The sequence below is a fragment of the Mycobacterium sp. E3339 genome, from assembly GCF_001666915.1.
Taxonomy (GTDB): domain Bacteria; phylum Actinomycetota; class Actinomycetes; order Mycobacteriales; family Mycobacteriaceae; genus Mycobacterium.
Window position 1 is genome coordinate 72520 of the sequence record NZ_LZIZ01000083.1, and the last position, 19034, is coordinate 91553.

Here is a 19034-nt window from a genome sequence, read left to right on the forward strand (position 1 = left end):
AACCTGGCAACCACCGCTCCGGTCAGGGTTGGGCGGTCAGGCTTTCGGCGTCCACGCCGAGAACTTCCGCGATGCGTTCGGCGCTTACCGGGCCGGGCCGCAGGATGCGCGGGGCGGGGCCGGTCAGGTCGACGATGGTGGAGGCGGCCTGCTGCTCTGCCGTGCCCGCGTCGAGATACACGTCGACGAGATCGCCGAGTTGGTCACGGGCCTGCGCGGCATCGACCGCGGGCGGGCGGCCGGAGACGTTCGCGCTCGACACCGCCATGGGCCCCACCTCGCGCAGCAGCTCGATGGCCACCGGGTGCAGCGGCATCCGCAGCATCACGGTGCCGCGGGCGTCACCGAGGTCCCACTGCAGCGACGGCGCCTGAGTCACCACCAGGCTCAGCGCGCCCGGCCAGAAGGCGCGGATCAGGTCGCGGGCCCCGCCCGGCATGGTGTAGACGAGGCCCTCGATGGTGTGCCAGGAGCCGACCAGCACGCCGACGGGCATGTCCCGGCCCCGGCCCTTCGCCGATAGCAGGGCGCCGACCGCGGCGCTGTTGAAGGCGTCGGCCCCCATGCCGTAGACGGTGTCGGTCGGCATGACGACCAACCGGCCGCCCTTGAGCGCCCCTGCCGCCGAGGCGATCCCGCGCGACCGCTGGTCGGGGTCGGCGCAATCGAAGATTTCAGTCATCGGCCCCACCCCTTCGAGCCGTCACGAATCGCGGCCGGCCGGCCAGGTCTTTGTGCGCCCGGACGTCTTCGAAAAGCCCCGTGCCGGCGACCATTTCGACGGTCCGCGCGGACGTGGTGTCGTCGTGCTCGACGACGAAGATGCCACCCGGGCGCAGCCAGCGGCCGGCCAGGCCGACGACGGGGCCGATCACCGCCATCCCGTCGGGACCGCCGAACACCGCGTGGCGCGGATCATGTTCGGCGACTTCGGGTTCCACGGCGGTGGAGTCGGGCACATAGGGCGGGTTGGCCACCACCAGGTCGACACCGCCGTCCAGTTCGGGCAGCAGGCCGGGCGCGGTGACGTCGGCGTGGACGAGTTCGACCGCGGTGCCCGCCGCGTTGCGCCGCGCGTAGCGCAGGGCCGCCTCGGAGTCGTCGACGCCGATGACGCGGGCGGCCGGGCGGTGATCCGCCAACGCCACCGCCAACGCCCCGGAACCGGTGCACAGGTCGACGATCACGGGCCGCGCGGGCAGGCGTTGTTCGGTGACCCACGCGAACAGGGCTTCCGTTTCCGGGCGCGGGATGAAGACGCCGGGGCCGACGTGCAGCGTCAACGGTCCGAACGCGGCGCCGCCGGTGAGGTGCTGCAACGGCACCCGTCGGGACCGCGCGGCGACGACGTCGCGGTAACGGTCGAGGAAGTCGTCGCCGGGCGACTCGAGCAGGGCCAGCCGGCCGCGCTCGGTGCCGGCCAGGTGGGCCGCCAGTTCCTCGGCATCCCAACGCGCGGAGTCGATCCCGGCCTCGGCGAGCGTCGCCGCAGCGGAGTCGATCGCGCGCCGCAGGGGGGTCATGCCTGTTGCAGCCGGGATTGTTTATCCGCGGCGCCCAACGCGTCGAACATCGCGTCGAGGTCGCCGTCGAGCACCTGGTCGAGATTGTGCGCCTTGTAACCGATCCGGTGGTCGGTGATCCGGTTCTCGGGGAAGTTGTAGGTGCGGATGCGTTCGCTGCGGTCCACGGTCCGGATCTGGCTGGCCCGATCGGCCGAGGCGTCGGCCAGCGCCTGTTCCTCGGCCAGCGCCTGCAGGCGGGCGGCCAGCACCTGCAGCGCGCGCGTCTTGTTCTGCAGCTGCGAGCGCTCGTTCTGGCAGGTGACCACGATCCCGGTGGGCAGGTGCGTGATTCGCACCGCCGAGTCGGTGGTGTTCACGCCTTGCCCGCCCTTGCCCGAGGAGCGGTACACGTCGATGCGCAGATCCGATTCGTCGATCTGCACCTCGCCCACCTCCTCGGGTTCGGGATAGACGAGCACCCCCGCCGCCGAAGTATGAACGCGCCCTTGGGATTCCGTCACGGGGACACGCTGCACCCGGTGCACGCCGCCCTCGAATTTCATGCGGGACCACACCCCGTCGGCGGAGTCGCCCTTGCTGGCGATGCTCAGCGTCGCGTCCTTGTAGCCGCCGAGGTCGGACGTCGTCTCGTCCAGCACGGTGACGTTCCAGCCGTGCCGCTCGGCGTAGCGGATGTACATCCTGGCCAGATCGGCGGCGAACAACGCCGATTCCTCGCCGCCCTCACCGGATTTGACTTCGAGCACGATGTCGTCGGCGTCATGCGGGTCGCGGGGCGCCAGCATGTCGGTCAATTGGGTGTCCAGTTCGGCGACCCGCTCCTGCAGCTCGGTCACCTCGTCGGCGAAGGATTCGTCGTCGACGGCCAGCTCCCGGGCGGTCTCCAGGTCGTCGCGCGCCGACTCCAGCTTGCGGTAGGTGGCGACGATCGGGGCCAGCCGGGCGAACCGGCGGCCGGCCTTGCGCGCCTCGCCGGGATTGCTATGCAGGTCGGGATCCGCCAGCCGCCGCTCGAGCTCGGCGTGTTCGGCCAGCAGCACGTCAATCGTCTGCACCGGCTGCGTCATGTGTCACCTCCTGCCCGGTTCCGCGCCTGGATGCCGCAAACGCAAACCGACGCCCGGCCTGTGCTCTTGCACAGTTCGGGCGTCGGCAACGCAGCTACTTGTCGGTGTTGTCGGCACCTTTGCGCTTGCCGTAGCGCTTCTCGAAGCGGGCCACGCGGCCACCGCTGTCGAGGATCTTCTGCTTACCGGTGTAGAACGGGTGGCACTGCGAGCACACCTCGACGACGATGTTGCCGCCGGGCTTGGTGCTGCGGGTGGTAAAGGTGTTCCCGCACCCGCAGTGCACGGTGGTCTCCCCGTAAGCGGGATGAATGTCAGATTTCATGCTGTCCTCTTCGATCTTGTCGGGCGTCGATTATGCCAGGTCAACCGCTGTTCTCCCAAACAACGGGGTGCCCGTCCACATTCCCGGCGCATCCGTTGCCTCGGTACCGACCCGACTAGTCGTTGTCCATCGATCCCGGCGTGGTCTTGGACACCTGCACCAGGAACTCGTAGTTGGTCTTGGTCTTGCGCAGCTGCGACATCAGCAGGTCGATCGCCTGGTGGGAGTCCAGCCCCGACAGCACGCGGCGCAGCTTGTGCACGATGCCGAACTCGTCGGGCGACAGCAGCAGCTCGTCCTTGCGGGTACCGGACGGGTTGACGTCCACCGCCGGGAAGACCCGACGCTCGGCGATCTTGCGGTCCAGCTTGAGCTCGGCGTTACCGGTGCCCTTGAACTCCTCGAAGATGACCGTGTCACCGGTGGACCCGGTCTCGACCATCGCGGTGGCGATGATCGTCAGCGACCCGCCTTCCTCGATGTTTCGCGCGGCACCCAGGAAACGCTTCGGCGGGTACAGCGCGGTGGAGTCAACACCACCGGACAGGATCCGGCCGGACGCGGGCGACGCATTGTTGTAGGCGCGCCCCAGGCGGGTGATCGAGTCGAGCAGCACCACGACGTCCTTGCCCTGCTCCACGAGCCGCTTCGCGCGCTCGATCGCCAGCTCGGCGGCTTGGGTGTGGTCCGACGGCGGCCGGTCGAAGGTGGAGGCGATGACCTCGCCCTTGACCGAGCGCTGCATGTCGGTGACCTCCTCGGGCCGCTCGTCGACGAGCACGACCATGAGGTGGCATTCGGGGTTGTTCTTGGTGATCGCGTTCGCGATGTCCTGCATGATCGTCGTCTTGCCGGCCTTGGGCGGCGACACGATCAGCGCGCGCTGGCCCTTGCCGATCGGCATGATCAGGTCGATGACCCGCGTGGTCAGCCGGTCGGGCGTGGTTTCCAGGCGCAGCCGCTGGTTGGGGTAGAGCGGCGTCAGCTTGGTGAAGTCGGGCCGCTTCTTGGCGTCCTCGACCGGGCCGCCGTTGACGCTGTCCAGCCGCACAAGGGGGTTGAACTTCTGCCGCTGGTTGGGCTGCTCCCCCTCCTTGGGCACGCGAACCGCGCCGGTCACCGCGTCACCGCGGCGCAGACCGTTCTTGCGCACCATGTTCATCGACACGTAGACGTCGTGGGGACCGGCCAGGTAGCCGGAGGTGCGGACGAACGCGTAATTGTCGAGAACGTCGAGGATGCCGGCGACCGGCTGCACGACGTCGTCCTCACGGAGTTCGGTGTCGCCGCCCTCGCCGGATCGCTCGCCGCGCCGCCTGCGATCGCGGTCACGGAAGCGACGGCCCCGGCGGCCCTGACGGCCCTCGCCGTCGTCGTCCTGCTGGTTCTGGTTCGAACCGCCGCGAGACTGCTGACCGCCCGAGCCTTGCTGATCACCGCCTTGGTCGCCGCCGTCCTGGCCGCGCGCGCCGCTCTGGTTGTCTTTCTTGCCGCCCTGGCGGGTGTCGTCCTCGCCGGTGGCGTTGCCCTCGCGGTTGCGTGGGCGCTCGCCGTCCGCCTCGTCGGCGCGGGCCGATCCCGGCTCGCGGGAGGCGCTGCGCCGCTCACGGCGGGGCGCCTCGGTCGACGAACCGTTCTGGTTCTCCTCCTCGGCGGCCGGTGCGTCGGCGGCGGCCTCCGGCTTGGCGCCGTCCTCGGCCGGGGCGGAAGTCCCGTTGGACTGTCCCCTGATTTCCTTGATGGCGGCGATGAGTTCGTTCTTGCGCATGCCCGACGTCCCCTTGACGCCGACCTCGTTAGCCAGCGCGCGCAATTCGGGAAGCACCATGGTGGACAGTGAGCCAACCGGTGCATCGGTTTTGACGTCGGATGTGTCTGGGGTCACAGCGTTCGGCGCCTCATTGCTGTCGGCGCTCGCGTCAGCCGTGAACAGGTCCGTATCGGTCACGGATTTCCTTTCTTCCCCCGTTGATCAGGTCATCCGGGGGGTCGTTGCATTCAGCGAAATTGCCGAGTGCGCCCAATCATCGACTCTGCAACGGTGATCGCCTTAATCGGCGGAGTAAGCGGCGAACCTCGTTCACGAGAAGAATTGGTGTGTCCTAGCGGCAAGGCAGTATGTATGCAGATGCAGATGCTGCGATTGCTGGACGGGTCCGAGGATAGCCCGCATCCTGCCTGGAAGCAAGCAAACCCTCCGGCCGCGCCGTGGATCAACCGGGGACTGTGACGCCCGGGCTCCAGCGAACTCCTTCGCCGGCGGTCATCCCAGTCAGGGCAAATCCGTTGGCGGCCCCGTACTCCAGCACCTCCGTGGGCAACTCCGGCTGCGTGCTCAGGGCAATCAGCGCCGGACCAGCCCCCGAAAGCGTCGCTGCGACGTTATGACGCCGCAACAGCCGCAAATATTCCGCGGACGCCGGCATCGCCGGGGCGCGCTGCGGCTGATGTAGGACATCCTCGGTGGCCGCCATGAGCAGATCCGGGCGTTCGGTCAGCGCGACCACCAGCAGGGCGGCGCGGCTGACGTTGAACCGGGCGTCCTCGTGGCTCACCTGGGCGGGCAACAGCACGCGGGTCTCGGCGGTCAACGAGCGCTCTTGGGGTATCGCGCAATACAGCCGGATGTCCGGGTGCAGCCGCAGCGTCACCGCCGAGTACCGGGGCCGCTCACCGGAGGCGTCGATCCACGACACCACCGCACCACCGAGCACGGCGGCCGCGGCGTTGTCGGGGTGACCCTCGAATTCTGACGACAGCTGGATCAGCTGCGAATCGCTGAGTGGTTTCGAATCCGTCTGTGCCACAAGACCGTTCGCTGCGGCCAGGCCGCCCACCACGGCCGCCGCCGACGAGCCGAGGCCGCGGGAGTGCGGGATGGCGTTGCGGCAGCGGACCACCAGGCCCGCGGCGCCCATACCCGCGGACCGCAGCCCGCATTCGACGGCGCGCACCACCAGGTGTTCCGGGCCGAGGGGCACCTGGTCGGCGCCCTCCCCCTCGACCAGCACCACCAGGCCGGAATCCGTTGTCTCCACGACGATCTCGTCGATGAGGCTCAACGCCAGCCCGACGCTGTCGAAACCGGGCCCCAGGTTGGCGCTGGACGCCGACACCACGGCGCTCGCCACCAGCCCGGCGGGCAGCATCTGGGCCGTCATATTCAGGCCAGGCCCAACTTCTCGACGACCAGCACCGGATCGACGGGCAGCGGCGACACCGTCGGCATGTCCCGCAACGCCGTATCCGGGTCCTTTAGGCCATTGCCGGTCACCGTGCAGACCACCGTCGACCCGCGCGCCACCCAGCCGTCGTCGACGGCCTTGAGCAGCCCCGCGATGCTGGCCGCCGACGCGGGCTCGACGAAGACGCCCTCGCTCTCGGCGACCAGGTGGTAGGCGGCCAGGATCTCCTCGTCCGTGGCGGCCAGAAAGCGCCCGTTGGACTGCTGCTGCGCGTTGACCGCGGCGGCCCACGAAGCGGGGGCACCGATGCGTATCGCGGTCGCGATCGTCTCGGGGTGGCTGACCGGGGCGCCGTGCACCAGCGGCGCGGCGCCGGCCGCCTGGGTGCCCAGCATGCGGGGCAGCTTGTCGGTGACGCCGTCGTGGTGGTATTCGGTGTAGCCCTTCCAGTACGCGGTGATGTTGCCCGCGTTGCCGACCGGAAGGGCGTGCACGTCGGGCGCGCTGCCCAGCGCGTCGACGATCTCGAACGCCGCCGTCTTCTGGCCCTCGATGCGCACCGGGTTGACCGAGTTGACCAACGCGATCGTCGGGAAGTCGGCGGCCATCTTCCGGGCGAGTTCCAGGCAGTCGTCGAAGTTGCCGTCGATCTGAATGATCTTGGCGCCGTGCATGACCGCCTGCGCCAGCTTGCCCATCGCGATCTTGCCCTGCGGGATCAGCACCGCGCAGGTGATGCCGGCGCGGGCGGCGTAGGCCGCCGCCGAGGCCGAGGTGTTGCCGGTCGACGCGCACAACACGGCCTGCTGGCCGCGGGCCAGCGCGTCGGTGACCGCCATGGTCATGCCGCGGTCCTTGAACGAGCCGGTCGGGTTGAGGCCCTCGACCTTGAGATGCACTGTGCAGCCGGTCTTTTCGGACAGGCGGGTCGCCGCGATCAGCGGGGTGCCGCCCTCGAGCAGGGTGACCGGGGTCCAGTCGTCGCCGATCGGCAGCCGGTCGCGGTATGCGGCGATCAGGCCGGGCCAGGGCTGGTGCACGGCGGTGCGCGGGACGCTCATCGGCCGGTCTCTTCGAGTCGCAGCACGCTGGTGACGCCCTGCACCACGTCCAGATCCGCCAGCGCGTCGACGGTTTCGGACAGCGCGGCGTCGGTGGCGCTGTGGGTGACCACCACGACCCGGGCCCCCACCCGCCGCCCGCCTTCGTCGGACACGCCCTCCTGGCGGACCTCGGCGATGCTGACCTCACGCTTGGCGAATTCGGCCGCCACCGTCGACAACACACCGGGCTTGTCGGCGACGTTCATGCTGACGTAGTAGCGGGTGGAGATGAAACCCATTGGGGCGATGGGAAGCTGGGCGTACTTGGATTCCTTCGGCCCGCGGCTGCCCAGCACCCGGTTGCGGGCGGCCATCACCAGGTCACCCGTCACCGCGGATGCGGTGGGCGCGCCGCCGGCGCCCTGACCGTAGAACATCAGCCGGCCGGCGGCCTTGGCCTCGACCACGACCGCGTTGAACGCCCCGTTGACCGTCGCCAACGGATGCGACAGCGGCACCAGCGCCGGGTAGACGCGTGCCGAAACCCGTTCCTGCCCATCGTCGGTCGCGATCCGCTCGCAGATGGACAGCAGCTTGATGGTGCAGCCCAGGGCGCGTGCCGAGGCGAAGTCGGCCGGCGTGATCTTGGTGATGCCCTCGCGGTAGACGTCGTCGGCGGTCACCCGGGTGTGGAAGGCGATCGACGCCAGGATCGCGGCCTTGGCCGCGGCGTCGTAGCCCTCGACGTCGGCGGTGGGATCGGCCTCGGCGTAGCCCAACGCGCTCGCCTCGGCCAGCGCGGTGTCGTAGTCGGCGCCGGTGCTGTCCATCGCGGACAGGATGTAGTTGGTGGTGCCGTTGACGATGCCGGCGACGCGCAGCACCGTGTCACCCGCCAGCGATTGCGTCAGTGGGCGGATCACCGGGATCGCACCGGCGACCGCGGCCTCGAAATACAGGTCGACATGCGCGTTTTCGGCGGCCTGCGCCAGCTCCCCGGTGGAGGTGGCCAGCAGCGCCTTGTTCGCGGTGACGACGGACTTGGCGTGTTCGAGCGCGCGCAGGATGGCCTTGCGCGCCGGCTCGACCGGCCCCATCAGCTCGACGACGATGTCGACGTCTTCGCGCGAGACGAGTTCCTCGATGTTGTCGGTGAGCAATTCGATCGGGACGCCGCGGTCGGCGGCGACGCGCCGCACCCCGACGCCGCGCAACGCCAGGGGTGCGCCCACCCGGGCCGCGAGGTCGTCGGCGCTGCCCTCGATGATCCGGACCACTTCGCTTCCGACGTTGCCGAACCCGAGTACCGCCACGCCCACGGGCTTTTCGTCACGGGGCACCGTTCACCTCACTTCCAGACTGAGTAGATCGTCGACCGTCTCGCGGCGCAGGATCAGGCGGGACCGTCCCGCCCGCACTGCCACCACCGCCGGACGGCAGACCATGTTGTAGCGGCTCGACAGCGAATAGCAGTACGCGCCGGTCGCGGCGACCCCGAGCAGGTCGCCGGGCCGCAGGTCGTCGGGCACCCATGCGTCGCGCACGACGATGTCGCCGGTCTCGCAGTGCTTTCCGACGATCCGGGCCAGCGTCGCCGGTGCGTCGCTGGTCCGCGAGACCAGCCGCGCGTCGTACTGCGCGTCGTAGAGCGCGGTGCGGATGTTGTCACTCATGCCGCCGTCGACGCTGACGTACCGGCGCTGGGCCGTGCTGCTCACGTCGACGTCCTTGACAGTGCCGACCTCGTAGAGCGTGATGGTGCCCGGCCCGGCGATGGCACGGCCGGGCTCGACCACCAGCCGCGGGGTGGGCAGGCCCACCGCCGCCGACTCGTTGGCGACGATGGCCGTCAGCTTGGCCGCCAGCTCGGCCACCGGGGGCGGGTCGTCGGTGCCCAGGTAGGAAATGCCCAGGCCGCCACCGAGATCCACGGTCGAGATCTGGCCCGTCTTGTCGACGCCGAATTCGTCGACGATCTGATGCAACAGCCCGATGACGCGGTGCGCGGCGACCTCGAAGCCGTCAACGTCGAAGATCTGCGAGCCGATGTGGCTGTGCAGCCCGACCAGGCGCAGGTGATCGGCGGCGAACACACGGCGCACGGCGTCCATCGCCGCGCCGCTGGCCACCGACAGCCCGAACTTCTGGTCTTCGTGTGCGGTGGAGATGAATTCGTGGGTGTGGGCTTCCACCCCGACGGTGAGCCGCACGTAGACGTCCTGGACGACGCTAGCCTCCCCCGCGATGGCATCGAGGCGCTCGATTTCGGTCATCGAGTCCAAGACGACATGCCCGACACCGGCTTTGACCGCCGTCGTCAGCTCGGCGACGGATTTGTTGTTGCCGTGGAAGGTGATCCGCTCCGGCGGGAAGTCGGCGTGCAGCGCGACGGCGAGCTCGCCGCCGGTGGACACGTCGATGGAGAGGCCTTCCTCGTTGACCCAGCGGGCGATCTCGGTGCACAGGAAGGCCTTGGCGGCGTAGCACACGTTGTGCCCGCCGCCGAAGGCCGTCGCGAGTTCGCGGCAGCGGTAGCGGAAGTCGTCCTCGTCGATGACGAACAACGGGGTCCCGTATTCCTGGGCGAGCCGGGTGAGCGGGATCCCGGCGAGGCTGGCCGTCCCGGTGTCGTCGCGAACGATGTTGAGCGGCCAAACATTTGGCGCAAGCCGCAACAGCTCGTCGGCGGACTGCGGCCGCGGCGGGCTGTCGGGGTGCCGGGTCTCCTCGGCGTGCCGGGGACCGGCGGGGTGGACGTTCACATTCGCTCCGGGGCGGCGACGCCGAGGATCGTCAGGCCGTTGGCGATCACCTGGCGGGTGGCCGCACACAGCGCCAGGCGCGCGGTGTGCAGGTCGGTGGGTTGCTCGTCGCCCTGGGGCAGGACCCGGCACGAGTCGTAGAACCGGTGATAGTCGCCGGCGAGGTCTTCCAGGTAGCGGCACACCCGGTGCGGTTCCCGCAGGGACGCGGCCGTTTTCAGCACCCGGGGGAATTCCCCGAGGGAGCGCAGCAGCGTGCCCTCCTTGTCGTGGCTGAGCAGCTCGAGGTGCCCGGTGTCGGGAGCCAGTCCCAGTTCGGCGGCGTTGCGGGCCAGCGCCGAGAGCCGGGCGTGCGCGTATTGCACGTAGTAGACCGGGTTTTCATTCGACGCCGACGACCACAGCGCCAGGTCGATGTCGATGGGGGTGTCGACCGAGGAGCGAATCAGGCTGTAGCGCGCCGCGTCGACACCGATCGCCTCGACCAGGTCGTCGAGCGTGATCACGGTGCCGGCCCGCTTGCTCATCCGCACGGGTGCGCCGTCGCGGACCAGGTTGACCATCTGCCCGATGAGCACCTCGACGTGGGCCGGGTCGTCGCCGAACGCGGCGGCCACGGCCTTGAGCCGGGCGATGTAGCCGTGGTGGTCGGCCCCGAGCATGTAGATGCACAGGTCGAAGCCGCGCTGCCGCTTGTCCAGGTAGTAGGCGATGTCACCGGCGATGTAGGCCGGCTTGCCGTCGCTCTTGATCACGACGCGGTCCTTGTCGTCGCCAAAAGCGCTGGTGCGCAACCAGGTTGCGCCGTCCTTCTCGTAGATGTTGCCGGTCTCGCGCAGCCGGGCGATGGCCTGGTCGACCCGGCCGCTGGTGTGCATCGAGTCTTCGTGGGTGTAGACGTCGAAGTCGGTGCCGAACTCGTGCAGCGACTCCTTGATGTGGGTGAACATCAGGTCGACGCCGATCTCGCGGAACGTTTCCCGCATGTCGGCGTCGGGCAGGCCCAGCGCGTCGGGCGCCTTGGCGAGCACCTGCGCGGCGATGTCGTTGATGTAGGCGCCGGCGTAGCCGTCCTCGGGGGTTGGTTCGCCCTTGGCCGCGGCGATCAGCGAGCCGGCGAACCGGTCGATCTGGGCGCCATGGTCGTTGAAGTAGTACTCGCGCTCGACGGCGGCGCCCTGGGTGCTCAGCAGCCGGCCCAGCGCGTCGCCGACGGCGGCCCAGCGGGTGCCGCCGATGTGGATCGGCCCGGTGGGGTTGGCCGAGACAAACTCCAGGTTGATCTTGTGGCCCGCTTGCGCGTCGGAGTGGCCGAAGGTGTCGCCGGCGTCGAGGACGTTGTTGACGATCACCGCCTGCGCCTGCGCCTCCAGGCGAAGGTTGATGAAGCCGGGCCCGGCGACCTCCGCCGAGGCGATGCCGTCGGCCCGCGCCAGCGCCTCGGCCAGCCAGCCCGCCAGTTCGCGGGGGTTGGTGCCGACCTTCTTGCCCAGCTGCAGGGCCAGGTTGCTGGCGTAGTCGCCGTGCTCGGGATTGCGGGGCCGCTCCACGGTGACCGTCGCCGGCAGGGCGGCGGCATCCAGCCCGCGCTCGGCCAGCACCGCGGCGGCGGTGCTCCTGAGCAGCTCGGCGAGGTCAGCGGGGGTCACGAGCGTCCATCCTATTGGCTGAGGTGCCCGCGCCCCGAATCCATTGCGGTGACGAAGCGGACACCAGCATGCGCTACTCTGGCGGGGCCCAATGGCGCATCACCGAAGTCGAAGCGCCCCCGTAGCTCAGGGGATAGAGCGTCTGCCTCCGGAGCAGAAGGCCGCAGGTTCGAATCCTGCCGGGGGCACTCATGTTCTTGCAGTTCAGACGGTGTTTCCATTACCCACGCTGCAACTTTCACCGCGCATCAACTCAGATGGTGCATTTCAGCCCGACGTGGGCGTCGCGGTACCCGAGCCGGCGATAGAACGCCCGAGCCCTTTCGCGAGCCTCGTCCGTGGTCACCTGCGCCAGCCGTGCCCCGTGTGCTCGGCCGTAGTTGTGTGCCCACTCGACGAGTGCAGTACCAATACCCTGGGCACGTTCGGCTTTGGCGACCCGTAGCCCCTCGATCTGCAGCCGGGTGGCGCCACCGCGGGAAAGGCCGGGAATGATCGTCAATTGCACGGTCGCGACGACCTTGTCGGAACCGTTCAGGACGACTCCGAGATAGTTGGATCGGTTGCGAACGACGATGTCGTAGGCCGCCTCGTAACGTTCGAGTTCGGCGGCTTCGCGATCCTGACCGAACTCGTCGTCGGAGAGCAGCTGGGCGATCACCCCCACGTGTTCGCGCGTCGCGCGCTGCACACGATATGTGCGCTCCGCTACCCGCAGCAGTCCGCGAACCGAGGACTGCGCCAGTGCCTGTAGGCGGGCTACCAACAGGTCCAGCCACCCCCCCACGTTTGTTCGTGCGTCCGCGGTATCCGGGTAGCGGCATCGCAGATGTAGCCCGGACTCGTCCTGGATGAACCAGAGCATGACGCCGTCGGTGTCAACGCTCGCGCTCACGTACTGGGCGTCGAGTCCGACCGAGTCGATGCGCACTGGAAGTCTGCTTTGGTCCAGCCAGGAAATCGCGAACATGCCTGGCGCGATGGGCATTCCACCCCACGGAGCCAGTACGTCGGCCAGTGGCCAGGAACCAAGCTGCACGGCTTCTTTGACGGCGGCGGCCGCGGCGTGCGGCTCGGAAACCGCCGATTCCAGGACCGAATTGGTGATGAACCAGCCCACCGAGTCGTGCCATTTGTCTTCGAATCGGCTGTGCACGGGGAAAACCGCGCGCAGCGGCGCCCCGGCCAACTCGCGGGTCACCGCAGTCATGGCGACCACAGCGAGTGCCAGCGTCGAGACACCGTCGTCGCGTGCCTGCGCGGCGAACGCGGCGCCGTCATCGACATCGAACACGTCACGCACTTCAACGCGTTCCGGATGCGGCCCGGACTCGCCCAACGGCAGCGGAAACCGTGGCATCACCCCACCGCTGTCGCTGATGATCTGTGCCCATCGCGCGCGCACGCTGTCCGGTGCCGCGGGAAGGTCAAGCAGCGCTTGCGTGTGCACGACAAATGCCGGCGGCGGCGACTGCGGCGGTGACGTAGGTCCGATCCGGGCGTCGGCGAGCATCGACAACAGGTCCCGGGCAATCACCAGCATCGACCACATGTCCACGTGGGCGTGGTCGGCGGCGATCACCACCGTCAATCCGGCGGCAGTCTCCAACACACACAACCGATGTGACGGCCGCTGATAGGGCGAGCACGTCGCATTGAGAACTACCCGCAGTGCGTCGTTCACCGCCTGGCCCGGAGCGATCTCATGCTCTACCCACCCACCCGGGTGAACATCGATCTCATGCAGCTGCGGATCGCCGTCCGTCCCGGGTGTGAATGCCGTTCGTAGCGTGCCGTGGCGGGCGATCACGGCCAGCCAGGCATCGGCCAACGATTGGCGGCTGACCCCCGCCGGCAACCGAATGGACAGCGCCATCCAGGAACCGGGCCGCGCGCCCGCACCGACGTGTATGCGCTGGTCAAACGACACCGGGAGCTGCTTGCCGAGGTCAGACACCGACACGTCGTAGCCCCAGAGTCGCCCGAAGGGGAGCCGCAGGTGCGCCACGTTGGTCAGCCGCATGGCGGTACCCTAACGCCCCGGATAGCCTGAATGCTCGGTCAACGCGGTCGGCTCCGGGGCGAGCCGTCCGGTCGTGAAAAGAGTTGGGTGATGTCCACTTTCGTGGTTCCCGGAGCAGAGCTTGCGGTTGAACTGAGCGACGAAGGTGGTCATCCGGTGGTTCAACTGCACGGACTTACCTCCAGCCGGGCGCGTGACCGGGTGCTCAATCTCGACCTCGGCAGGGGCCTCAGCGGGACCCGACTGCTGCGGTATGACGCACGCGGCCACGGCAAGTCGACCGGGCGCAAGGTCCCGGAGGATTACCGATGGGAAAGCCTCGCCGAGGATCTTCTGCAGCTGCTCGACAAATGGTTTCCCGGCGAGCGGGTGCACGGGGTCGGCCCGTCGATGGGTGCCGGCACGCTGCTGCACGCGGCTGCCCGCGAGCCGGACCGCTTCGCCGGCCTCACGCTCATGGTGCCGGCCACGGCGTGGGAAACCCGGCCCGCGCAGGCGGCGATCTACCGGGCCGCGGCCGACTTCATCGAAACCGAGGGTGTCGGGGCATTCATCGCGTCGTCGCGTGGGGTGACTCCGCCGCCGGCCACGGTCGGCAGGCCCGAAACGGTTCCCGATGTGGCCGACGCGCTGCTGCCGTCACTGTTTCGGGGCGCGGCCCTCAGCGACCTGCCCGCTCGCGAAGCGGTCGCACGAATCGATGTGCCGACGACGATTCTGGCCTGGGTCGGCGACCCGGCGCATCCGATGTCGACAGCGGAATCGCTTGCCGCACTGATGCCGCGGTCAACGCTCACGGTGGCGCACATCCCGGCCGATGTCGAGACCTGGCCCCAGATCCTGAGCCAAGACGTCGCCCGCAGAGGCTGACGGGCGGGTTAGATCGTCAGCATGGGCGAACGTGTCACGTTCCAAGGTTCCACGGGCGCGATGCTGGCGGGCGTAATCGAGGTCCCGGACGGACCGGTGCGCGGCTGGGGCGTGTTCGCGCACGGCTTCACGCTGGGCAAGGATTCGCCCGCCGCGGCGCGGATTTGCAAGCAACTGGCCGCCGACGGCATCGGCATGCTGCGCTTCGACGCGCTGGGTCTCGGCGGATCGGAGGGCGACTGGGGCGACGGGTCGTTCACGGTCAAGGTCGACGACATCGCCCGGGCATGCGAATTCATGACGACCCGCGGGACGCCGGCCGACATCCTGATCGGGCACTCGTGGGGCGGCGCGGCGGTGCTCGCCGCGGCCCGACAGTCGCCCGGCGTGCGGTCGGTCGTCACCGTCGCCGCGCCCGTCGACCCGAGCCACGTCGAGAAGCATTACGACGCGGTCGTCGACCGGTGCCTGGCGGAGGGCAGTGCCGAGTGGATGGTCGGCGGGCGGACGCTGACGCTCAAGCGAGCCTTCGTCGAGGACGTGCGCGCCGCCCACCTGCGCGACAAGATCAAGGGCCTGCGGCTTCCGCTGCTGATCCTGCACTCGCCCACCGACAACACGGTCGGCATCGCCAACGCCAGCGAGATCTTCCGCCTGGCGCGCCATCCGCGCAGCTTCGTCTCGCTCGAGGGGTCGGATCACTTTCTGACCGTTCGCGGGCAAGCCCGCCGGGCCGGGCGGATCATCGGCGCCTGGGCCGATGCCTACTTGGGCGACGCGGATTGACCCCAGATCATCTGCGGGACAGCCGAATTCAGTTGCGCGCCAGGACGAACGCCTCGATGTGCCGATTGCCGGCCCGCACCTCGTACTTGCGCCAGCCCGGATACAGCTCGAGGCCCTTGGCCCAGATCTCGTCGCGCTCGTCCGGCGTGGCCAGCCGCGCGGTGGCGTGCCAGGTGTCGCGCCCGATCGACACCGTCGCCTCCGGATGGGCCTTCAGGTTGTGGTACCAGGCCGGATGCTTGGCGCCACCGAAGTTGGAGGCGATTAGCGCCAGCCCATCCGGATGCGGGATGCCGTAGACGGCGACGGTGCGGGGCTCGCCGGATTTGGCGCCGGTGGTGGTGAGCATGACCACGGGGATGCCGGTCGCGACTCCAGCGAAGCTGCTCCTGCCCCGGGTGACCGTGGTGATCAGCCGGTCGAGGTGGTGCGCGGTGTGCCGCAGCAGCGCCACGCCCACCGGCGTCGACGCGAAGCGGCGCATCGTCCGGTGGAAGAGGTTGGCGTCGGCGAAAGACTGGCTGGACATGGTGTCATTGTGGACCGCCCGGGAAGCGCGCAGACCCTATTCGGCCGAGCTGAACAAAACGCGCCACACCCGCCCCACACGACACTAAGCTGCAGCTCGTGGGCAGGAACCTGTTAGCCAACGGCCGGAGCCGATGGCTGGCCATCGCGGCCTCGCTGGTGCTGTCGGCCGGCATGGTCTACGCCCAGGGCACCAAGCCGCGACCCTCCGCGCCCACCTCGCCGCCCGCGCCCGCCACCAGCGCGGCCGCCGGACCCGCCGACGCGGCCCCCAGCGCACCGGCCAACGCCCCGCACACCGCCACCCCCGAGGAAGTGCAGATGCTGACCGCAAACGCGCCGCCGGCGACCGGCCAGCAGTTCCAGGTGGCGCTGCCCCACGGCGTCGGGTCCGAGGACAGGCTGCAGGTCAAGACGATCTGGGCGGAGCGGGCCATCAGCGTGCTGTTCCCGCAGATCACCACCATCGGCGGATACCGGGAGGACGCGCTGCCGTGGCATCCCAACGGCCTAGCGATCGACGTGATGATCCCCAACCACAACAGCCCCGAGGGCATCGAGTTGGGCAACCAGATCGCGGGCTACGCGCTGGCCAACGCGAAGCGCTGGGGAATCAACCACGTGATCTGGCGGCAAAAGATCTACCCCGGCGTCGGCGGGGGCAGCTGGACCGCCGACCTCGGGTCGGAGACCCTCAACCACTACGACCACGTGCACATCGCCACCAATGGTGGCGGATACCCGACCGGGCACGAGGTCTACTACATCGCCTCGATGACGCCCGCGCCGCAGTGACTCAGCCGGTTCCGGCGGAGTCGGCACTGAACGTGGGTTCGGCCTGACCGGCCGCCGCGCTGCTGCCGGACTTGCTGACGGCGTACCTGGCCCCTGATAGCGCGCCAAGAATTCGTTGAGAACCCGTTAAGCCCCCGTGCTGATTCTGTGATCAACGCACCAAGCGTCCACCAGAAAAATTCACCTCAGCACCAAGGAGACCCCGATGTTCTCTCGCCGTTTCACCGCCTCCGTCGTTGGCACCGCCGCCCTGGGCCTGGCCGCGCTCGGCCTCGCCGGCACCGCGGGCGCGAGCTCGGTCGACGACGCGTTCCTCGCCCAGCTGGCCTCGGACGGCATCACCCCGCCGAGCGCTTCGGTCGCCATCAAGGACGCGCACGCCGTCTGCAACGCTCTCGACCAGGGCCACTCGAGCAAGGAGGTCATCAGCGCGGTGGCCCAGGCGACCGGCCTGAGCACCAAGGGCTCCAAGACCTTCGCCGTCGACGCCGCTTCGGCCTACTGCCCGCAGTACGTCACCTCGGCCTGACCACCACCCTCACGGTGCGGGGACCCGGCGGGTCCCCGCACCGTCATGCCCGCCGCAGCAGGAACAGGCCGTAGGCGGCGACGGATTGCGCGTCGGCGATCACTCCCGAACGGATCAACTGCTCGACGTCCTCGCGGTCGAACCAGGCGCTGCGCAGGTCCTGTTCCTCGGGCTCGAGATCCGGCTCCCCCTCGGCGATTCCGGTGGCCAGAAACACCCATCCGCGCTGGCTCGTCATGCCCGGGGCGACATCGAGCCGGCCGAGCACCTCGAACGACGTCGCACTCAGTCCCGTTTCCTCGCGCAGCTCACGCCGCGCCAGCTCGGACGGGTCGGTGTCCGCCAGGCCCGGCGCGGTGCCCTGCGGGAACTCCCACCGCCGCTCCCCGAGCGGATACCGGAACTGCTCGACCAGCCGGAAGCGCCGTCCGTCGAACGGCATCACCAACGCATAGTCCGGTTTGTCCACCACGCCATAGATGCCCGGGCTGCCGTCCTGGCGACGGATGTCGTCCTCCCGGAGCACCATCCATTGGCTCCGATAGATCTCGCGGGTCGCGATGCGTTCGATCACCAACCCAGTATCACTGGGCCGCCGTGAAGCGGTCGTAGGTGCGGCGCAGGGCGCCACGGTCGGCCGAATGCAGCGCGCTGGTGAGGGCCTCGAACACGTCGACGTGTCCGACGGTGGGATCCGACGTCACCCCGCGGGTGTATTCCCACGGCAGGGACCGTCCGCGGCGCAGCACCTCGCCGAGGTACCACACCGCGCCGTCGACGAAGGGCGCGTTGCGCTCCTCGTCCAGCAGCTGCTCGGGCGTCGGGGCCTGCTGGATGACGAGCTCTTCCAGGGCATCGAGGGAATCCGGGGAGAAGTCCCATATGGCGTCGCCGCCGTAATGGTTTGCCCAGACCGGGAATTGGGCCCCGCGCTCGGCAAGCCAGCACCGGAGATATTCGCCATCCGAAAATCGTTGGGTGGCTTGCTGTTTGGCGAGCAGGCGGCGCTTGTTGGCTTCTTCGACCCGGCCCCGCACCCCGTTGGCCCACCGGCGGTCCTCGACGCGGCCGCGCCATTTCGCCAGTTCCTCCCGGGCGGCGACGGTGACGAAGTTGTCGGCGCCGAAGACCCGGGCCTCGTCGTCCACCAGCGCTTCCCAGGTGGCGACCTTCTCCCGGCAGTCCGCGGGCTCGGGCTCCCAGAGCGCGATGGTGTGCCGGGCGATCAAGGTGTGGCGGTGGTCCGGCCCCAGCTTCTCGAGCATCACCTCGAGCAGCGACCGAAGCTCGGCCAACGCGCCGGCGCCGTCGACCGACTCGCCGTGCCACTGCGCCAAGGCCATCCGCGTGCCCAGGGTGTCCTCGTGGTGGTCGCCGAGCACCCGGGACCGCGCGGCGAGGACCTGTTCACCCTCGGCGATGGCGCCCGGGTAGTCGCCGAGCTCCTTGCGCTTCTGCGCAACCCGGTCCCTGGACGTCAGCGCGGTGGGGTGCTCGACGCCCAGCACCCGCTCCTCGTCGGCCAGCAGCTGCTGCCATTCGGCCAGCGCGGCCCGCCCCTCCTGCTGCGGCCGGTCGGCGAACATGTGGCGCGCCGTCAGCGTGGTGATGTGCTCGCGGCCGAGTACCTCCTCGAACTCGGGTACCAGCTGCTCGAGGACGGCGTAGGCCCCGGCCTGGTCGCCCATCTGGAGCTGCAGGTGCACCAGCGCGAGCTTCATGTCCAACACGTTGGGGTGTCGCTCCCCCAGGATCGGGCGGCACACGGTGACCAGCTCGTTCATCAGGGGCAACGCCCCGGCGAAATCGGCCGCGGCGATGCGCTCGGAGATGAGCCGGGTTAAGGCGGCGAGCGGCCCCGGCAGTTCCGGCTGCGTCATACCGCTATCGAATCCCTCGCGAGGCCCGCTGGCAATTCACCTCGCCGTCAGCGCGTCCGGTGTCGG

The 19034-nt window shown here is 69.2% G+C and carries 18 protein-coding genes and 1 tRNA gene; 5 read left to right on the forward strand and 14 right to left on the reverse strand.

What is annotated here, in order from left to right:
* Positions 1–22: 22 nt before the first annotated feature.
* The 10 genes from A5702_RS07945 to argS form a co-directional block, all read right to left on the reverse strand.
* Positions 23–682 (reverse strand): L-threonylcarbamoyladenylate synthase, encoded by a 660-nt coding sequence (locus A5702_RS07945; RefSeq protein ID WP_068219727.1) that lies wholly within the window; start codon positions 680–682, stop codon positions 23–25.
* Positions 675–1523: a peptide chain release factor N(5)-glutamine methyltransferase gene (prmC, locus tag A5702_RS07950; RefSeq protein ID WP_055402359.1), complete on the reverse strand. Its 849-nt coding sequence runs from the start codon at positions 1521–1523 to the stop codon at positions 675–677. Before prmC ends, A5702_RS07945 begins: the two co-directional genes overlap by 8 nt.
* Entirely contained in the window at positions 1520–2593 is a 1074-nt protein-coding gene (gene prfA, locus A5702_RS07955; RefSeq protein ID WP_055402360.1) for a peptide chain release factor 1, read from the reverse strand. The genes prmC and prfA overlap by 4 nt, the downstream gene beginning before the upstream one ends.
* Before the next feature lie 94 nt (positions 2594–2687).
* Complete coding sequence (gene rpmE, locus A5702_RS07960; protein WP_055402362.1) at positions 2688–2918, reverse strand: 50S ribosomal protein L31; 231 nt, start codon at positions 2916–2918, stop codon at positions 2688–2690.
* Positions 2919–3033: 115 nt separating this feature from the next.
* Positions 3034–4866 carry a transcription termination factor Rho gene (gene rho / locus A5702_RS07965; RefSeq protein ID WP_055402365.1) on the reverse strand — a complete coding sequence of 611 codons (1833 nt, stop codon included), beginning with the start codon at positions 4864–4866 and terminating at the stop codon, positions 3034–3036.
* Positions 4867–5131: 265 nt separating this feature from the next.
* The gene (thrB, locus tag A5702_RS07970; protein WP_055402367.1) at positions 5132–6079 is read right to left on the reverse strand and encodes a homoserine kinase; all 948 of its coding nucleotides are present in this window, start codon (positions 6077–6079) and stop codon (positions 5132–5134) included.
* Between the two features lie 2 nt (positions 6080–6081).
* Positions 6082–7164, reverse strand: coding sequence for a threonine synthase (thrC, locus tag A5702_RS07975; RefSeq protein ID WP_055402369.1), 1083 nt, complete (start codon positions 7162–7164; stop codon positions 6082–6084).
* Complete coding sequence (locus A5702_RS07980) at positions 7161–8486, reverse strand: homoserine dehydrogenase (RefSeq protein ID WP_068219672.1); 1326 nt, start codon at positions 8484–8486, stop codon at positions 7161–7163. The genes thrC and A5702_RS07980 overlap by 4 nt, the downstream gene beginning before the upstream one ends.
* A 3-nt stretch (positions 8487–8489) precedes the next feature.
* Positions 8490–9908: a diaminopimelate decarboxylase gene (gene lysA, locus A5702_RS07985; RefSeq protein ID WP_055402373.1), complete on the reverse strand. Its 1419-nt coding sequence runs from the start codon at positions 9906–9908 to the stop codon at positions 8490–8492.
* Complete coding sequence (gene argS, locus A5702_RS07990; RefSeq protein WP_068219676.1) at positions 9905–11557, reverse strand: arginine--tRNA ligase; 1653 nt, start codon at positions 11555–11557, stop codon at positions 9905–9907. The genes lysA and argS overlap by 4 nt, the downstream gene beginning before the upstream one ends.
* A 115-nt stretch (positions 11558–11672) precedes the next feature.
* On the opposite strand from argS, the gene A5702_RS07995 reads away from it, so the two are divergent.
* Positions 11673–11745: transfer RNA gene (locus A5702_RS07995), tRNA-Arg, on the forward strand.
* Positions 11746–11810: 65 nt separating this feature from the next.
* Here the strand turns inward: A5702_RS07995 and A5702_RS08000 are convergent.
* Positions 11811–13580, reverse strand: a complete 1770-nt coding sequence (locus A5702_RS08000) for a GNAT family N-acetyltransferase (RefSeq protein WP_068219679.1) — start codon at positions 13578–13580, stop codon at positions 11811–11813.
* Positions 13581–13670: 90 nt separating this feature from the next.
* Between A5702_RS08000 and A5702_RS08005 the strand changes: the two genes are divergently transcribed.
* On the forward strand, positions 13671–14450 hold the full coding sequence (locus A5702_RS08005; RefSeq protein ID WP_055402386.1) for an alpha/beta fold hydrolase: 780 nt from the start codon (positions 13671–13673) through the stop codon (positions 14448–14450).
* A 21-nt stretch (positions 14451–14471) separates the two neighbouring features.
* Positions 14472–15236, forward strand: coding sequence for a S9 family peptidase (locus tag A5702_RS08010; protein ID WP_055402388.1), 765 nt, complete (start codon positions 14472–14474; stop codon positions 15234–15236).
* 28 nt (positions 15237–15264) lie between these two features.
* Here A5702_RS08010 and A5702_RS08015 read toward each other — a convergent pair whose 3' ends face one another.
* Complete coding sequence (locus A5702_RS08015) at positions 15265–15765, reverse strand: nitroreductase family deazaflavin-dependent oxidoreductase (RefSeq protein WP_068219682.1); 501 nt, start codon at positions 15763–15765, stop codon at positions 15265–15267.
* Positions 15766–15938: 173 nt separating this feature from the next.
* Here A5702_RS08015 and A5702_RS08020 point away from each other — a divergent pair, with 173 nt between their 5' ends.
* Both A5702_RS08020 and A5702_RS08025 read left to right on the forward strand, forming a co-directional pair.
* Positions 15939–16559, forward strand: a complete 621-nt coding sequence (locus A5702_RS08020; protein ID WP_369817878.1) for a glycoside hydrolase — start codon at positions 15939–15941, stop codon at positions 16557–16559.
* A gap of 205 nt (positions 16560–16764) precedes the next feature.
* Positions 16765–17088, forward strand: coding sequence for a DUF732 domain-containing protein (locus tag A5702_RS08025; protein WP_067819828.1), 324 nt, complete (start codon positions 16765–16767; stop codon positions 17086–17088).
* A gap of 43 nt (positions 17089–17131) precedes the next feature.
* Here A5702_RS08025 and A5702_RS08030 read toward each other — a convergent pair whose 3' ends face one another.
* Positions 17132–17617: an NUDIX hydrolase gene (locus A5702_RS08030; RefSeq protein WP_231965015.1), complete on the reverse strand. Its 486-nt coding sequence runs from the start codon at positions 17615–17617 to the stop codon at positions 17132–17134.
* Positions 17618–17672: 55 nt separating this feature from the next.
* Positions 17673–18968, reverse strand: a complete 1296-nt coding sequence (locus tag A5702_RS08035) for a hypothetical protein (RefSeq protein ID WP_068219691.1) — start codon at positions 18966–18968, stop codon at positions 17673–17675.
* Positions 18969–19034: the final 66 nt, after the last annotated feature.

Excerpts from the sequence above, each read along its gene's own strand:
- A5702_RS07945 (WP_068219727.1), bottom strand. The coding sequence starts at position 682 with ATGACTGAAATCTTCGATTGCGCCGACCCCGACCAGCGGTCGCGCGGG.
- prmC (WP_055402359.1), bottom strand. The coding sequence starts at position 1,523 with ATGACCCCCCTGCGGCGCGCGATCGACTCCGCTGCGGCGACGCTCGCC.
- prfA (WP_055402360.1), bottom strand. The coding sequence starts at position 2,593 with ATGACGCAGCCGGTGCAGACGATTGACGTGCTGCTGGCCGAACACGCC.
- rpmE (WP_055402362.1), bottom strand. The coding sequence starts at position 2,918 with ATGAAATCTGACATTCATCCCGCTTACGGGGAGACCACCGTGCACTGC.
- thrB (WP_055402367.1), bottom strand. The coding sequence starts at position 6,079 with ATGACGGCCCAGATGCTGCCCGCCGGGCTGGTGGCGAGCGCCGTGGTG.
- thrC (WP_055402369.1), bottom strand. The coding sequence starts at position 7,164 with ATGAGCGTCCCGCGCACCGCCGTGCACCAGCCCTGGCCCGGCCTGATC.
- A5702_RS08000 (WP_068219679.1), bottom strand. The coding sequence starts at position 13,580 with ATGCGGCTGACCAACGTGGCGCACCTGCGGCTCCCCTTCGGGCGACTC.
- A5702_RS08005 (WP_055402386.1), top strand. The coding sequence starts at position 13,671 with ATGTCCACTTTCGTGGTTCCCGGAGCAGAGCTTGCGGTTGAACTGAGC.
- A5702_RS08010 (WP_055402388.1), top strand. The coding sequence starts at position 14,472 with ATGGGCGAACGTGTCACGTTCCAAGGTTCCACGGGCGCGATGCTGGCG.
- A5702_RS08015 (WP_068219682.1), bottom strand. The coding sequence starts at position 15,765 with ATGTCCAGCCAGTCTTTCGCCGACGCCAACCTCTTCCACCGGACGATG.
- A5702_RS08020 (WP_369817878.1), top strand. The coding sequence starts at position 15,939 with ATGGTCTACGCCCAGGGCACCAAGCCGCGACCCTCCGCGCCCACCTCG.
- A5702_RS08025 (WP_067819828.1), top strand. The coding sequence starts at position 16,765 with ATGTTCTCTCGCCGTTTCACCGCCTCCGTCGTTGGCACCGCCGCCCTG.
- A5702_RS08030 (WP_231965015.1), bottom strand. The coding sequence starts at position 17,617 with ATGGTGCTCCGGGAGGACGACATCCGTCGCCAGGACGGCAGCCCGGGC.
- A5702_RS08035 (WP_068219691.1), bottom strand. The coding sequence starts at position 18,968 with ATGACGCAGCCGGAACTGCCGGGGCCGCTCGCCGCCTTAACCCGGCTC.